The organism is Streptomyces sp. NPDC047061 (genome assembly GCF_040643955.1).
Lineage (GTDB): Bacteria > Actinomycetota > Actinomycetes > Streptomycetales > Streptomycetaceae > Streptomyces.
Genome location: NZ_JBEYVI010000010.1, coordinates 198416 through 214244 on the forward strand (window position 1 = coordinate 198416; position 15829 = coordinate 214244).

The 15829-nt window shown below is 70.8% G+C and carries 10 protein-coding genes and 1 pseudogene; 3 read left to right on the plus strand and 8 right to left on the minus strand.

What is annotated here, in order from left to right:
- Nucleotides 1-309 precede the first annotated feature (309 nt).
- Nucleotides 310-2511, plus strand: coding sequence for a tetratricopeptide repeat protein (locus tag ABZ887_RS17740; RefSeq protein ID WP_361289762.1), 2202 nt, complete (start codon nucleotides 310-312; stop codon nucleotides 2509-2511).
- 35 nt (nucleotides 2512-2546) lie between these two features.
- On the opposite strand, the gene ABZ887_RS17745 is transcribed toward ABZ887_RS17740, so the two are convergent.
- Complete coding sequence (locus ABZ887_RS17745; RefSeq protein WP_361289765.1) at nucleotides 2547-3623, minus strand: FUSC family protein; 1077 nt, start codon at nucleotides 3621-3623, stop codon at nucleotides 2547-2549.
- 61 nt (nucleotides 3624-3684) lie between these two features.
- Between ABZ887_RS17745 and ABZ887_RS17750 the strand changes: the two genes are divergently transcribed.
- Nucleotides 3685-4107, plus strand: a complete 423-nt coding sequence (locus tag ABZ887_RS17750; protein WP_361289768.1) for a MarR family transcriptional regulator — start codon at nucleotides 3685-3687, stop codon at nucleotides 4105-4107.
- Nucleotides 4108-4117: 10 nt separating this feature from the next.
- On the opposite strand, the gene ABZ887_RS17755 is transcribed toward ABZ887_RS17750, so the two are convergent.
- Entirely contained in the window at nucleotides 4118-5482 is a 1365-nt protein-coding gene (locus ABZ887_RS17755; RefSeq protein ID WP_361289771.1) for a hypothetical protein, read from the minus strand.
- 42 nt (nucleotides 5483-5524) lie between these two features.
- Nucleotides 5525-8536, minus strand: a complete 3012-nt coding sequence (locus ABZ887_RS17760; RefSeq protein ID WP_361289774.1) for a glycoside hydrolase family 3 N-terminal domain-containing protein — start codon at nucleotides 8534-8536, stop codon at nucleotides 5525-5527.
- A gap of 176 nt (nucleotides 8537-8712) precedes the next feature.
- On the opposite strand from ABZ887_RS17760, the pseudogene ABZ887_RS17765 reads away from it, so the two are divergent.
- Nucleotides 8713-8901 (plus strand): annotated as a pseudogene (locus tag ABZ887_RS17765) (glucosylceramidase); the annotation flags it as partial.
- Nucleotides 8902-8906: 5 nt separating this feature from the next.
- Here the strand turns inward: ABZ887_RS17765 and ABZ887_RS17770 are convergent.
- From ABZ887_RS17770 to ABZ887_RS17790, 5 genes are all read right to left on the minus strand, one after another.
- Nucleotides 8907-10535: an IS200/IS605 family accessory protein TnpB-related protein gene (locus ABZ887_RS17770; protein WP_361289872.1), complete on the minus strand. Its 1629-nt coding sequence runs from the start codon at nucleotides 10533-10535 to the stop codon at nucleotides 8907-8909.
- Nucleotides 10536-10770: 235 nt separating this feature from the next.
- Nucleotides 10771-12381 (minus strand): citramalate synthase, encoded by a 1611-nt coding sequence (gene cimA, locus ABZ887_RS17775; protein ID WP_361289777.1) that lies wholly within the window; start codon nucleotides 12379-12381, stop codon nucleotides 10771-10773.
- Nucleotides 12382-12711: 330 nt separating this feature from the next.
- Nucleotides 12712-13983 carry a hypothetical protein gene (locus ABZ887_RS17780; RefSeq protein WP_361289780.1) on the minus strand — a complete coding sequence of 424 codons (1272 nt, stop codon included), beginning with the start codon at nucleotides 13981-13983 and terminating at the stop codon, nucleotides 12712-12714.
- Between the two features lie 145 nt (nucleotides 13984-14128).
- Nucleotides 14129-14728, minus strand: coding sequence for a TetR/AcrR family transcriptional regulator (locus ABZ887_RS17785; protein ID WP_361289784.1), 600 nt, complete (start codon nucleotides 14726-14728; stop codon nucleotides 14129-14131).
- A gap of 42 nt (nucleotides 14729-14770) precedes the next feature.
- On the minus strand, nucleotides 14771-15808 hold the full coding sequence (locus ABZ887_RS17790) for an agmatine deiminase family protein (RefSeq protein ID WP_361289787.1): 1038 nt from the start codon (nucleotides 15806-15808) through the stop codon (nucleotides 14771-14773).
- Between the last annotated feature and the right edge of the window lie 21 nt (nucleotides 15809-15829).

Below are 15829 nucleotides of genomic sequence, written 5' to 3' on the forward strand. Positions count from 1 at the left end.
GGGGAACTTAGGGAAGTACGTTTCCCGGAAATACGCTTCCCTTAACGAGGTCACCTTCGGATGGACACGCAGATCCGAAGATCCGAAGATCGACGAAGCGGACGGTCCAAGATGTCGGGTGCCGAGAGAGGCACGGACGGCGGTGAGCCGGTGGGGAACAGGGACTACATCGACTTCCGGGGGAGCACCTTCCACGGGCCTGTGGCCGGAAGTGTTCATCAGGCCTCCTCCCCGCCCCCGCACGGTACGGCTTGCGGGCTGCCCGCCAGGCCTGCCGACTTCACCGGGCGAGAGGAGGACTCCACCCGGTTGCTCGACGCCCTCAGGCCGGTGGACGACAGGGATTCCGGACTCTCGGTCATAGCCTTGGCCGGGCTGCCCGGAGTGGGCAAGACAGCCCTCGCGCTGCACGCCGCCCACGTCGCGCGGGACCAGGGCTGGTTTCCCGGCGGCGCGCTCTTCGTGGACCTGCACGGATATGACGAGACGCCCGGCACGGCCGAGGAGGCAGTGCTGACACTGCTGGGGCAGCTCGGCGTGAACGAGGCCGGTGCGCTCCCGATGACAGCCGACGGCCTCTTTGCTCGCTATCGCAGCGAACTCGCGGCCCGTGACACCCTCCTGATCGTGGTCGACAATGTCGGCGCCCCCGCGCACATCACGCACCTGCTACCGGGAGAAGGCCGGGGGCACTCCCTGATCGTCACCTCGCGGGACGCACAGGACTCACTGCCGGTGCGGCAGTTCGTCATCGAGGTCCTGACCCCGGACGCCGCCTGCCTCCTCGTGGACAAGTCCCTACGCAGAACCGACCCCGACGACCACCGCGCCAGTAGAGAACCCGACGCCACACGGGAACTGGCGGAACTCTGCGGTGGTCTGCCTCTTGCGTTGCTGATCTCCGTCGCCCTGTTACGACGCCGCAAAAGGTGGCGTTCCATCGCCACACTGACGGCTGAATTACGGGCCGCGACCGACAGGGTGCAGGCATTTCACGCGTCCGGCGTCGACCAGTACCGGCGAGAACTCGCACTCCAGCCGGTGTTCGATGTCATGTACCGCCAGCTCGATCCGGAACTCAGGCGGATTTTCCGCCTGTTGGGCCAGGCACCCAGTCCCCACAGCATGGTGCAGTCCGCCGCTGCGCTGGTGGACCTGCCCAGACACGAGGTGGCGGCCTTACTGGACGATCTGGCGGCCGCGTCAGTGGTCACGGTGGATCCGCTGGGCAACTGCTTCAAGTTGCACGACTTGGTCTGGCTCTATGCCCACAGGCTCGCGGCCGATGACCCTGAAGCACAAAGGGAGGCGGCTGCGGCACGGCAGCGCTTCCTTGAGATGCAGATCGCCTGTCTCATGGCGGCCAACCATTGCATACGGCGTACACCGCTCGAAGGCTCCCCGGATCTCTTCTCGGGCAGCACACGGGGCGCGCTGCAGTGGCTCGTCCACGAGCGTCCCGCTCTCCTCAGCGCCGTGTCGTGGACCAGGAGTCACGACCCCGAAGAGTCGGGACGAGCCATGGATCTGGCTCTCTTGCTCAGTGGGCACCTTTGCCTGTGGTTTCGCCACACCGAAGCACTTCACGCAGCTCAAGCGGCGAACACCGCAGCGATCGCACGGGGCGAGGGTCCCTGGGCCGCCCTCGCGGCCGACGCCATGGGGACCGCCCTCGACGGTCTGGGACGACACGAGGAGGCCCTTGCCCTTCTGCGCGACGCCCAGCGCGCCTTCTCCGAGTCCGACGATCCGAGCCATGAGGCGGGGACGTGGATCAACATCGGGGCCACCCTGCGCAACCTGCGGCGATTCACCGAGGCCGCCTCGGCCTACGAGCAAGGTCTCCGTATGTACAGGGAGCCGGGGAATCCCCACAAGGAATCCGGCGCTCAAGCAAACTACTCGGACGTGCTTCTGCAGTTGGGCCGACAGGAAGAAGCACACAAGGCTGCGGACGAAGCACTCGATGGCTTCGTCTCCCTCGGGGACAAACTCGGAGAAGCCAAAGCCAGGGCCCAACTGGGCGATGTCCTGTCAGCCGCCGATCATTCAAGAGACGCCCTGCGCGAGTACCTGCGGGCACTTACTCTCTACATCAAACTGGACAACCTCTACGCCTCGGTCGTGGTGGCAGACCGGGCGGCTCTGACCCTGCACAGGCTCCAGGAGTTCGAAGCGGCGGCAACCCTGCAATCGTTCGTACAGCACGGAAACGTCGAACTCGGTGACGCATGTGGTGAAGCGACGGCATCTTTCAACTGCGGTCTCGCGTTGCTCCATCTCGGCCGAGTCCAGGAAGCGCTCGCGGCGCTCCAGCACGCCCGGGCCGTCTTCGAGGCGAACGAGGACTGGCCCGGCGTGGGACATGCCTGGATGGGCGTCGCCACCATCCGTCGGGCCGAGGACGACGACATGGCAGCGGCGCGGGCCGTTTCGGCGGCTGCTCAAGCCTATGACCGCGCCGGTGACACGGTAGAAGCACAGCGGGTCCGGGACCTGCTCGTACAGTGAAACGCCTTCCTCAGAGCCCGCCTTGATTCCCGGGCCTACGGCCTGCTGACAGAGTTCGCATCCTGTCGTACCGGCAGGCTGACCGGGACCCGGCTGCGCGGCACCGGCAGCAGCCACCACGCCGACACCACCGACAGGACCGCGCCCACCGCGATGCCCTCCAGGCGGGTGGGGAGGAGGTGGAGGGCGTCCTGGCCGAAGTAGCCGAGGAGGAGGGACAGGGCGCAGGTCATGCCGGCGGCCCAGTAGGCGTAGGTGAGGGGGCGGAGCCAGAGGGCGATCGCGAGGGTCGTGAACATCAGGGCGACCGCGGTGCGGCCCGTGACGCCGGCCTCCGCGACGCCCGCCGCCAGGAGCGTGCCCACGCAGGCGCCCGCCAGGCGCTCGATGCCCTTGCGCAGGACGTCGGTCCGGCCGCGGTTGCCGCTCGCGGCGACGTAGGCGGTCAGCACGACCCAGGGCCAGTGGTCGTCGAAGAGCAGGTGGCCGAGGGTGAAGGCGGCGGCGATCGCGGCGGCCATCTGGAGGGCCATGCGGGTGCTCGGGCGCGGGTGGAGGCGGGAAGGGCGTGGGGGAGGCTCGGGGGCCGGGGCCGCGCGCCAGGGGCCGAAGCGGTCGCCCAGGGCCTGCACCAGCCACACCGAACAGCACGCCATGAGCCCGACCAGCGCGGACCAGCCCCAGGTCACAAGGCCGCTCTGCGCCTCTGGCGGTAGTGCGGGGCCGGGGACCACCAGCAGGGCCACCAGGGGCAGGGCCAGCAGCGTGCCGGTCTTGGTGGCGAGCGGGCCGTAGCGGCGGATCCAGATGGCCAGTGCCATGCCGGCCGTGTAGACGGCCGCGCCCTCGGCGTAGTGGGAGGCGAGCAGCCGGCCGACGAAGACCGAGGCGGCGGCCGTCACGGGCAGCACCACCAGTGACGTCAGCCGTCGGCGGGTGTCGGCGGTGCGCTGGCCGGCGGCGAGGGTCAGGGTGAGGGCGACCGCGAGGACCAGCACGTCGGTGTGCAGCCCGGCGGCCCCCTCCAGTACCAGCGCGGCTCCCCAGGAGAGCAGCACGGCCGTCATCGTCAACCCTGCTTCGTACGCGTTGCGTATGAGTTTGGCGGTCACTTGATGCAGACTACGGGATGGTTGCCGGATAGATAGTAAGCAATAGCGTACGATCAAGCTCATGGAGCATCTCGCCGAAGCCGCCCGTGTCCGTCGTGCCGTCCTCCGGTTCAACCGTCGGCTGCGGCAGGAGCGCGGGGACGGGAGCCTCAGTGCGAATCAGCTGACGGTGCTCGGCCATCTGTACCGGCACGGGCCGTCCACGCCCGGCGAGGTGGCGGCGGCCGAGCGGCAGCGGCCGCAGTCGCTGACCCGGGTCTTCGCGGAGCTGGAGGCGGAGGGGCTGGTCGGCCGGGCGCCGGACCCGACCGACGGGCGGCAGTCCGTGCTGAGCCTGACCGAGGCGGGGCGGCGCGCGCTGGAGGCCGACATGGCCCAGCGGGACGCCTGGCTGGCCGGGGCGTTCGGGGCGCTGGGCGAGACCGAGCGCGGGGTGCTGCTGCTCGCCGCCGGTGTGCTGGAGCGGCTGGGGGGCCTGGAGTAGCCGGCGCGGCTCAGAAACCGCCGCCGAAGTCCCCGCTGTCCCCGCCCCCGCCGCCGAAGTCGCCGCCCCCGCCGAAGTCCCCGAAGTCCCCGGGGTCGAAGTCCGCGCCCGACAGGTCGCCGCCCTGGTAGCCGCCGGCGCCGAAGTCGCCGTACCCGGTGCCGTAGTCGGCCGCGTAGGCGGGCGCGGACATCCAGCCGCCCAGGGCGGTGCCGAGGAGGAGACCGGGGAGGATGCCGCCGCCGAAGTAGCCGCCCGCCCAGGGGCCGTAGGCCGGGCCCGCGTCCCAGTAGGGGCGGCGGCCGTAGTCGGTGTCGACCTCGCGGACCACCGGGTCGCGGCCGTCGGCCAGGCGGGTCGCGTCGGCCGCGCAGACCGGGACCTCGCGGGGTGCGCCGCCGGGCGGGACCCAGGTGGCGTCCGTGACCGAGGGGCCGTGCCGGGGGTCGAAGAAGCAGGGCGGGCGGCGCTCCGGGAGCGGGCGGCCCTCGCGGCGGGCGGCCAGCTGGGCGAGCGAGAAGCGGCCGTCCTCCAGGGCCTGGGTGACCCCGCGGACGTCCTCCGGTCTGCGGGCCTCGGCCATGGCGGACTTCGCCTGCTCGTAGGCGTTCAGGGCGCGCTCGTAGTCGGCGCGCATCGCGTCGTCGGCGCCGGGCTCGGCCGGGTGGAAGTCGAGGCGGTCCAGTTCCTCGCCGAACGCGGTGATGTCCTCGTCCACGACCACCCGGAGCCGGTCCAGGGCGGCCCGCTGCTCCTCCTCGTGGCGCCGGCGGTTACGGCGGACCAGCGCGTAGGCGCCCGCCCCGCCGGCCACGACCACGGCCCCGATGGTGATCAGCGCCGTACCGGAGACGCCCGAACCGCCCGAGCTGCCGCCGCCCCAGGCCGCGGGGGCCTTGCCGCCCATGTTGGTCAGGGCGCGGTCGGTGAAGTCGGTCAGCTGGGTCCTGGCGGTCTCGCCCTGGACGCTGGTGACCAGGTTCTGCACGGCCGTCCGGGAGAGCACCGAGGAGTCGGCGCGGGCGTCGAAGCGGTCGCCGAGGCGGATCGCGTAGAGGCCGGTGACGCCGGTGGCGGTGCGCAGGTTCGTGAAGAGGTTCTGGGTCGGGTAGCCGGCCGGCAGGACGGCGATGAACAGAGGTTTGTCGGCGTCCTTGATCTGCCGGGCCAGGGTGTCGGCGTCGGCCGTGGAGAGCTGGGCCGCGGCCGCCGGGTCGACGTACACCGGGTTCTTGCGCAGGGCGTCCGCGATCGCCGAGACGCCGGTGACCGCGGACGCCCGCGGGACGGACGCGGTCAGGGCGACCAGCGCCAGCGCGAACGCCAGGAACAGCAGCCCCGGGAGGCTTCGGGTGGTCCGTCGCACCGCCTTCATGCTTCGAAACTACCCCGAAGCCTCCCAAAGAGCGCTCTCCCTCTACGCTGCCCGGTACGCCTCCGTCAGCTTCTCCACCGCCGCGCCGTACTTGCCGGTCAGCAGCAGGTGGTCGGCGTCGGCGAAGGGCTTGGAGACGGCGGTCGTGATCGACTGCCCGATCTTCGCCTGGACCAGCAGCCGCGCCTTGGCGACCAGCCTCCGGCCGGCCGCGTCGGAGCCCGCCCGTTCAGCCGCCCTCGCGGCCGCGCCGAGCGACTTCAGGGTGGCCTCGCCGCCCTTGGGGGCCCTGGTCAGGGTGGTCAGACCCCAGCCGTAGGGGTACTGCGGGTCGTACGACGCGTCGCCCACGTTGATCGGCAGCTGCGCCTCGGACTTCGGCCAGGTGACCGGGAGCTGCCCGGTGAAGGCCTTCTTCCCGTAGAGCACGTCGGCCACGCCGTCGCCCTCGGTGCCCGGCAGCCAGGACGCCACCAGGGAGTCGATCTCGCCGAGCCGGTCGCCGATCAGCTGCGGGCGCCCGGAGACGATCAGCACCGCGCACCTCATGGCCGCGCACACCTTGTCCACGGCGGCCTGGTCGGCGGGGGTCAGCGTGAGGTCGTTGCCGTTGCCGACGTCTCCGACGCCCTCGGCGTACGGGGTCTCGCCGACCACGACCACCCCGACGTCGTAACCGCTCGTGGGCGCCGAGGCGTCCTTGGAGTAGGTGACGTCTCCCCCGGCGTTCTTCATGCCCTGGAGGATGGTGGTGCCGGTGGTGTGGGTACCGGACTGGCCCTGCCAGGTGAGGGTCCAGCCGCCGGTCTGGTTGCCGAGGTCGTCGGCGTTGGACCCGGCGACGTACACCTTCTCCGACTTCTTCAGGGGCAGGACGCTGTCGGAGTTCTTCAGCAGCACCTGGGACTCGGCGGCCGCCTGCCGGGCGACGGCCCGGTGCTTGGCGGAGCCGATCTGCGCGGCACCGCTGGTGTCGGCGTACGGGTGCTCGAAGAGGCCCAGCCTGAACTTCTGGGTGAGGATGCGGGACACCGCGTCGTCGATGCGCTGCTCGCTGACGGTGCCCGCCGTCACCTGGTCGGTCAGGGACGCCGTGAAGTCCTTGTAGCCGTACGGGACCATCATCATGTCGACGCCCGCGTCGACGGCCGTGCGCACGTGGGCGGCGTAGTCGCCGGGGAGCTGGTCCATGGCGTTCCAGTCACTGATCACGAAGCCCTGGAAGCCCATCTGCCCCTTCAGCACCCCGGTGATCATGTCGGTGCGGGCGTGCATCTTCACCGGGCCCTGGCCGTCGCCGACGATGTCCAGGGAGGAGTAGGAGGGCATGACGGTGCCGATGCCCCGGTCGACGGCGGTCTGGAACGGTGCCAGGTGGACGGCCTCCAGCTGCTGCCGGGTGACCGTGGTGACGCCCTGGTCGACGGTGTACGACCCGGTCGTGGAGGAGCCGTAGGCGGTGCCGCCGTCGCCGACGAAGTGCTTGGCGGTGGCCAGGACCTTGTCGTCGTCCTTCAGGTCACGTCCGTCGGCCCGTCCCTGGAGGCCCTGGATGATGGTCTCCATGGACTTCACCAGGGCCGGGTCCTCGCCGAAGGACTCGTAGGAACGGCCCCAGCGTTCGTCACGGGTGACACAGAGGCAGGGCGCGAAGTCCCAGGGGATGCCGGTGGCGCGGACCTCGGAGGCGGTCACCGCGCCGGTCTTCTCGGCGAGCCCGGGGTCGCGGGTGGCGCCGATGCCGATGTTGTGCGGCATGATCGTGGCACCGGCCAGGTTGTTGTGGCCGTGCACCGCGTCGACGCCGTAGATCAGCGGGATCTGGTACCGGGTCGCCTGCGCCCGGAGCTGGAAGGAGTCGATCATCTGCGCCCAGGCCGCGGCCGTGTTGGGCGTGGGGGTCGAGCCGCCGCCGGAGAGCAGGGAGCCGAGGTCGTACGCGGTGACGTCACCGCCGGTGCCCACCGCACCGCGCTCGGCCTGGGTCATCTGGCCGACCTTCTCCGCCAGGGACATCCGGGAGAGGAGATCGGCGACCCGCTTCTTCACCGGCAACTTGCTGTCCAGATACGGCAGTCCGTGCGCGTCGATGACCACCTGCGGGGTCTCGGCGGGGGCCTTGGCGCCGGTGACCGCGAGCTTCAGCGGGATGGTCTCTGCCGATTCGGCCGAACGGTCCTTCAGCGTGGGCACCTTGATGGTCTGCGTGGCCCCGGAGGCCGTGCCGGCGGGGAAGGTGACGGTGCCGGAGACCGTCTTGTAGTCCTTGCCGGCGGCGGCGGTCCCGCCGGACGTCTCGTAGGCGACGGTCACCGGGTCGTCGATCGGGGCCGAGCCGGTGGTGGCGACGGTGACCTTCACGGTCGCCGTACCGCCCTCCTTGACCGGGTAGACGGCCGCGTCCGTGGTGACGGAGGCCCGCAGTGCCTGGTCCGCCTTGCCGTACAACTCCACGTCGTCCATGGCGAAATGGCCCTGCACGCCGACCGGGAGCGTGACCGCGTAGCCCCACATCTGGGTCAGGCCGAGGAGGTGGTCGATGCCTCCGACCGGCTGGTAGTCGGTCCGGTAGACGAAGTCCGAGAACGGGATCTCGATCTGCTTCCAGCCGGTGAAGTCGTCGGTGAAGGACGTCGTCCACAGCTCGGAGGCCTCGCCGTTGGCGCCGCCGTCCTTGATCTCGAAGGCGATCTTCTTGCCGTTGTCCTGGCCGTCCCACCAGAAGCGGATGCCCTGGTGGGCGGACCAGTCGTGGGCGGGTTCGGTGGCGGCGTAGTCGTGGGTGAAGCCGCCGTAGCCGCTGATGTCGTAGGTCCCGGCGAGGACCTTGGCGCCCTCGGGGGCGTCGGCGCGGTCGGCGAACTGGAGGGCGGGCGGGTCGTCGCTGTCGCTCCCCCAGGTGAAGATGCCCTCGGCGGGCTGGGAGGCGAAGGGGACCTCGCCCTCGAAGCGGTCGACGGGGGTGGGGGCCGGGTCGTCGGCGGCGCTGGCGGCCGACAGGGGGATCAGGGCTGCGAGTAGGGCGGTGGAGACGAGCAGGGCGGCTCTTGGCATGGACCTTCCCTCGACTCTCTGGTTCACTCGGGGCTCTCACAGTTCACTCATGGCTTAGATCACGACGTGAGTTAACTAACGGCTCGCACACCCGTCAAGACGTCCCGTCAGGAAGGGCGATGTGCCCATGCGAAGCACCCCCCACGTGCCGACGAGGAGCCCCCCGTACGCTCCGATTCTCGCCGACGAACGGGATCGGCCTGTCGTTCCTGCGCAATCCGATGGGCGCCTCGGACCTGGCACGGTACGGGCACATGTACGAGGACGTACCAGCCAGGCAGACCGACCCGAACCTCAACAGCTTCTCGATCTCCCACGATCTCGCGGACGTCGTCCCGCTGAGCAGGCAGGCGCTCCAGCTGAACCGTTCCTAGAGACTGAGCGGGAGTGAGTCCTGTTGCCAGGATTCACGCTCAGCCGAACGCCCCGGACGGTGCTGGGCGTTCTGGTCGACCGCGTTCGCTCCGCGTCCGGCGCCGACGGATCGTGTCCGTGGTCCGGGGATGCGGGGGCGGCTTCCCTCACGCCCCGGGGTGCCCGGTCGGGCCTGGACGGTCCGATGCCCGCACCCATCGCTCTGGTGGGTACGGGGCGGTGCCGTCCGACGCCGGATCGGGTGCCCCAGGGCGCGCCTTCCGATCGCCACCGCTGCCGCGTCGTGACGAGCGGTCTTACGAGTTTTACTGGTGAGAGCCTTTTGCCAGTGCTGGGCACCCCACCGGGAGGTGTAGGCGGGGTCGACAGCGATGACTGGAATGCCGAGTTCGGCCGCCATGGACACGAGCCGGGCCCGCAGCCTGGCCACGGGCATGCCGGAGATCAGCTTCCGGAACCGCTTCCTGCGCCCGTACTTCTCCCGGGTCTTCTCCGCGGTGAAGTCGAGGTCCTCGACGGCGATCGCAAGGCCATGACGTCTGGCCCAGTGCAGCAGCCGGATCAGCGCGTGCCTCACCTGTGCGTCGCGGTGCTGAGCAGTGCCGGTGAGGTCGTATGCGAACCGGAGCGGTTCACCGACCGGGTTGCCGTGCCGGTCGAGGCGCCAGGCGGCGAGGTGGTCTGCGTTGGTGTCGACGCCGACCAGCCCGTTCGCGCGGGCCGTCGCCAACGGGATCGTCCGGACGGGCGGAAGGGTCCAGGAGGCGGTCAGGTACCAGCGGCCGCGTGCGGTGTCTTCGTGGATGCGGTAGGCCACGGCCCGGTTCGCGGTGACACGGTCGGCCCACTGCTCGCCCCGGTGTGCGAAGGACACCCGGGCGGTGAGGACGTACCGGCCGTGCGGGGCGTTCGCCAGATGCGCCAGCGGCGCGGGGAGCTTGAGGGAGACTTCGCCGTCGAGGGTGACGCGGATGGTCTCGTTGCCGTAGCGCTTGCCGGACTCGCCGTCGGCCTGGAGGAACCGTCGTTCGGCCTGCCACCGCCGACGCCACTCCTCTTCGGTCAGCCGCGCCGCCTTCAGGTGGTGCCGTGTGGTCAGCAGGCGTTTGCCGCCGCGCACCACGTGTACGACCCCGGCCTGCCAGTCGGCCCGCGCCGCCTCCAGCCGGTCCTTGAGAACGTGCAGACGGCGGGACTTGGAGTGCCACTCCTTGCGTGAGCGGTAGCCGCCCGGAGCGTGCTTGCCGCCCTTCTCGCCCAGAGGCAGGGACAACCGATGCGTGATCGTGGCGATCCCTGTCTGAAGGCTCTGGATGTACGCGAGCTGGCCGCGCCGGGCGAGCGCCCGCTGGTCGTGGCTGACCTTCGTGACCGACCCGGCCCAGCGGGAAGACGACTCCTCGCTCAGGGCACGCTTGCGCCGCGCCCACTGCTCACTGTCGTGGTCCGGCCCGGCCGCGCACCGGGTCTTCAGATCACGGGAGGCAAGCGATGCGAGGTAGTCACCGACCAGGCACAGCACCCTCGCGTCCTCACTGGTCAGACCTCTGAACCGGGTACGGACCGTGACCCCCGCAGGACCGGACACCACGAACGGTGCCGCCGCCTCCCGCAGCCCACCCACCGCCCACACCCCCGACCCGGTGTCACCGAAATCCGTCACCCCGCCCAACGACCGCCACCAGTGAAGGTCACGTATTCGACGCAAGAACTTCCGTTCCCTGCCCGGGGCACGCCTGCCAGCGCCCGGCACGCTCACTCATGCGCGCCAGAACGCGTTCAATCAACGGCGGTCACCACCTGTTCACAACCCCTACCCACCCGGCGTCGGCCGAGCCGACGCCGGGCAGTCCTCCCGACTATTCCGCCGGCTCGACCCCCGCGCGCAGCAGGCCGTAGGTGTACGCGTCCTCCAGGGCCTGCCAGGAGGCGGCGATGACGTTCTCCGCGACGCCCACCGTCGACCATTCGGCGGTGCCGTCGGAGGTCGAGATCAGGACCCGGGTGGTGGACTCGGTGCCGTGCTTGCCCTCCAGGATGCGGACCTTGTAGTCGACCAGGTCCAGCTTGGCGAGCTGCGGGTAGATCTTCTCGAGGCCCACGCGCAGGGCGCGGTCCAGGGCGTTGACCGGGCCGTTGCCCTCGGCCGTGGCGACGATGCGCTCGCTCTTGGCCCAGAGCTTGACCGTGGCCTCGTTGGCGTGGGTGCCGTCGGGGCGGTCCTCGACGATGGCCCGCCAGGACTCCACGCGGAAGTACGAGCGCGGCTTGCCCTCGACCTCGGCGCGCAGCAGCAGCTCGAAGGAGGCGTCGGCGGCCTCGTAGGTGTAGCCCTGGAGCTCGCGCTCCTTGACCCGCTCCACCACCCGGCCGACCAGTTCGCGGTCGCCGCCGAGGTCGACGCCGAGTTCCTTGCCCTTGAGTTCGATCGAGGCGCGGCCGGCCATGTCGGAGACCAGCATGCGCATGGTGTTGCCGACGAGGGCGGGGTCGGTGTGCTGGTAGAGGTCGGGGTCGACCTTGATGGCGGAGGCGTGCAGGCCGGCCTTGTGCGCGAAGGCCGAGACGCCCACGTAGGGCTGGTGGGTGGAGGGCGTGAGGTTGACGACCTCGGCGATGGCGTGCGAGATGCGGGTCATCTCGCGGAGCCGGCCCTCCGGCAGCACCGGCTTGCCGTACTTGAGCTCCAGGGCGGCTACCACCGGGAACAGGTTGGCGTTGCCGACCCGCTCGCCGTAGCCGTTGGCCGTGCACTGGACGTGGGTGGCGCCCGCGTCGACGGCGGCGAGGGTGTTGGCGACCGCGCAGCCGGTGTCGTCCTGGGCGTGGATGCCGAGCCGGGCGCCGGTGTCGGCGAGGACCGTCGAGACCACGGCCTGGACCTGGGCGGGGAGCATGCCGCCGTTGGTGTCGCAGAGGACGACCACGTCGGCGCCGGCCTCCGAGGCGGCCCGTACGACGGCCTTGGCGTACTCGGGGTTGGCGCGGTAGCCGTCGAAGAAGTGCTCGCAGTCGACGAAGACCCGGCGGCCCTGGCCCTTCAGGAAGGACACCGTGTCGCGGACCATCTCCAGGTTCTCGTCGAGGGTGGTGCGCAGCGCCAGCTCGACGTGCCGGTCATGGGACTTGGCGACCAGGGTGATGACCGGGGCGCCGGACTCCAGCAGCGCCCTGACCTGGGGGTCCTCCGCCGCCTTGGCGTTGGCCCGGCGGGTGGCGCCGAAGGCGACCAGCTGGGCGTGCTTGAAGTCGATCTCCTGCTGGGCGCGGGCGAAGAACTCGGTGTCCCGGGGGTTGGCGCCCGGCCAGCCGCCCTCGATGAAGCCCACGCCGAAGTCGTCCAGGTGCCGTGCGATGGACAGCTTGTCCGCGACGGTGAGGTTGATGCCCTCGCGCTGCGCGCCGTCGCGCAGGGTGGTGTCGAAGACGTGGAACGAGTCGTCCAGCTCGTGGGTTTCCGTCTCGGTCATGGTCCCTAGGCTCCTGATGTCTTTTCTCGGTCGTACCGGAATGACCGGCTCCACCGTCCCTCCATGGTCCCTCGCGCTCGCCGTCCGGCTGAAGGTGGGCCGGAAAACGAAAAAACCCCTCGCGGGTGCGAGAGGTCTGCGCGCGGGTCGAGGACGACGATGGCCACCCGTACCTGGTCGTACGTGGTGGTCACTGCGGACCGGCGCGCCTGCTGCCAATAATCGTGGCGAACGAGAGCACGGAGGCAGTCTGGCACAGACCGCCCCGTGCTCACCGTCCGTCTCATGATGCGAACACTGTGGAGTGCGGCACAGGTGTCGGCGCGGGCGTCAGCCCAGGTGCCGTACGAACACGTCGGCGGTGCCGTTCGTGTCGCCCGTCACCAGGTCGTCGGCGTACGACTCGAAGGAGACCGCCAGTCCGTCCGGCCGGATGGACGGGCTCGTCGACGAGCCGTCGCCCGGGCCGCCCCGCGGGTCCGCGCTGACGAGCCGCGCCCTGCCGGTGGACAGATCCGCGAGCCAGACCTGGCGCGGTGCCGACGGATCGGCCAGGCGCCCGGACTCGTAGGCGACCCGGAGCCCGTCCGCGCTGAGCGAGGCCCCGTAGGTGAAGGTGCCCCTGCCCGCGCCCTTGCCCTGGCCCTTGATCAGCCGGGTGCGGCCGCGGTCGAGATCGCGGACGAAGACGTCGGCACTGCCGTTGGTGTCCCCGCGGGTGAGGTTCGAGGCGTACGAGTCGAAGGCCACCGTGCGGCCGTCGGCGCTGATCGACGGTCCGGTGGACTCGCGGTTCGCCGCTCCCCCGTCGCGCGCCACGGAGGCCTTCTCCAGGGTCCCGGTGTCCATGTCGCGGACGTAGACGTCGCTGTGGTTGGCCGGTCCGCCACGGTGCGGGATCGCGTACTGGTAGGCGATGTACCGGCCGTCGGCACTGATCGAGGGCCGGCCCGCGGCGCGCGAACCGTCCTCGGAGACCTGGCTGACCGGCGTGACCGAGCCGTCGTAGACGCGGTACCGGTAGACGCGCGACTGCTCCACGTGGTCGGGGGTGGAGGGGAGCGTGGCCACGAAGGCGACCCACTGGCAGTCGAAGCTGATCGCCGGATCGCCCATCGACGTGAACGGCACGCCCTCGTAGCTGCGGGGCAGCGAGCCGATCTTGCCGACGCTGCGGTTGCGCAGGTAGATCAGCGGTTCGTGGTCCTGGCGCGGGGTGGTCGTCAGGTTGGCGGCCTGGGAGACGAAGGCGATGAAGCGGCCGGTGGAGCAGGCCGAGGGATCGTAGGAGGGGCCGTCGCCCGTGCCGCCGCCGGCCTGCGCCGCGTAGCTGACCACGGACGTCCCGGCCGAGCTGCGGTAGTACACGTCGGACTGTCCGTTGGCGTCCCCGCTGTAGGCGGCCCCGTTCGAGGTGAACGCGACGCCCAGGTCCGTGGCCGCCGCCCCGAACGACGCCTCGGCCAGCTGCCCGTCGCCCTGGGCGATGCTGGCGCGCTCGGTGTACGGCACCTCGGGTGCCGCGGTCGCCGTCGTGCCCGCCAGAGTCACCGCGGCGGTGACGAGGGCGGTGGCCAGTAAGGCTCGTGCGCCGATGTCCATGGTCTGTTCCCCCTGTGAGCGATGGCGTCGCCGGTGATCGTGTCGATCCCCGTGCCCCCGGCCCTGCGCCGAGGGCTCGACAGGATGAAACCGTGCCGCCCAACCCGGGTCAATCACCCGTATTGCGTACAACCGGGTCGTAAGGTCACGCGTCCGCGAGAAGATCCGCTTCCAGGAACTCGCGTACGTGGCCGAGAACCTGCGCCCGGTCCGTGCCGCGCAGCCCGATCGCCACGTGGATGGAGAAGCCGTCGAGCAGGGCGCGCAGGCGGGCGGCGCAGCGGTCGGGGTCGACGGGCCGGAACTCGCCGCGTGAGACGCCCTCGGCGAGCAGCGCCACCAGGTCGCGGTGCCAGGCGCCCTCAATGGCGGCCTGCCGGTCGCGGGCCGCCTCGTCGGCGTTCTGCGAGCGGTTCCAGACCTCCAGCCAGAGCGTCCAGTGCGGGTCCCGGTGCCCGTCGGGCACGTACAGGTCGACGTAGGCGTCGAGGCGCTCGCGGGCGGTGCCGCGCCGGGTGAGCAGCCGGCCGCGCTCGGCGCCCAGCCGGCCCTCGCTCCACTCCAGGGTCTGCAGCAGCAGTTCGTCCTTGGAGTGGAAGTAGTAGAGGAGATGGCCGCTGCTCATCCCGACCTCGCGGCCGAGCGCGGCCATGGTGAGCTTCTCCAGGCCCCGTGCGGCGATCATCGTCATGGCGGCGGCGAGCACCTCCTCGCGGGGCGGGGCCTGTCTGCGCCCACCGGCCATCTTCGGCTCCTCGAACTACGACCAGAACCAGGTCCCCTGGAACTAGATCCTCGGCTGCTGCTGGGTGATGCAGTGGATGCCTCCACCCCCCGCGAAGATCGTACGGGCGTCCACCAGGGTGACCGTCCGCTCGGGGAAGAGACGGCGGAAGATCCCGGCGGCGATCTCGTCGCGCGGGTCGTCGAACCCGCACAGCACGACCCCGCCGTTGCACAGGTAGTGGTTGATGTAGGAGTAGTCGGCCCAGTGGCCGTCGGCCTCCAGGGCGGTCGGGGCCGGCACCTCGACGACCTCCAGGGTCCGGCCGCGCGCGTCGGTCCGGGACCGCAGCAGGCCGATGATCTCCTGGGACACCTCGTGGTCGGGGTGCGCGGGGTCGGGCTGGGAGTGCGCCACCACGACGCCCGGGCGGGCGAAGGCGGCGACGATGTCGACGTGCCCGAGGGTGCCGAAGCCGTACGGGGGGTAGTCGCCGGTGAGGCCGCGGGGCAGCCATATCGCCTTGCGGGTGCCGAGCATCCCGTGGATCTCCGCCTCGACCTCCTCCCTGGTCCAGCCCGGGTTGCGCTCGGGGCCGAGCTGCACGGTCTCGGTCAGCAGGACGGTCCCCTCGCCGTCGACGTGGATCGCACCGCCCTCGTTCACCAGCTTCGAGGCGTACGTCCGCGCGCCCGCGAGGTCCGAGACATACGCGGCGATCTTCGCGTCGTGCTCCCAGCGGGCCCAGTGCTGGGCGCCCCAGCCGTTGAACGTCCAGTCCACGGCGGCCAGTTCGCGGCCGTTGGTGAGGAAGGTGGGGCCGATGTCCCGCATCCAGGCGTCGTCGAGGTCACGCTCGACGGTGTCGACGCCGGGCCCGAGCAGCGCCTGCGCCTCGGCCGACTGGCCCGGGCCGCACACGACCGTCACCGGTTCGAAGCGGAGGATCGTGCGGGCCACCGACGCCCAGGCCATCCGGGCGGCGATGAGGTCGTCGGCGTCGTCGAAGGTGGGGTTGGGGCCCGGCCACGCCATCCAGGTCCGCTCGTGCGGGGTCCACTCGGCGGGCATCCGGAAGCCGTCGGAGGCAGCCTTGTTCATGGGGGTCCTTAGAGGCTCTGG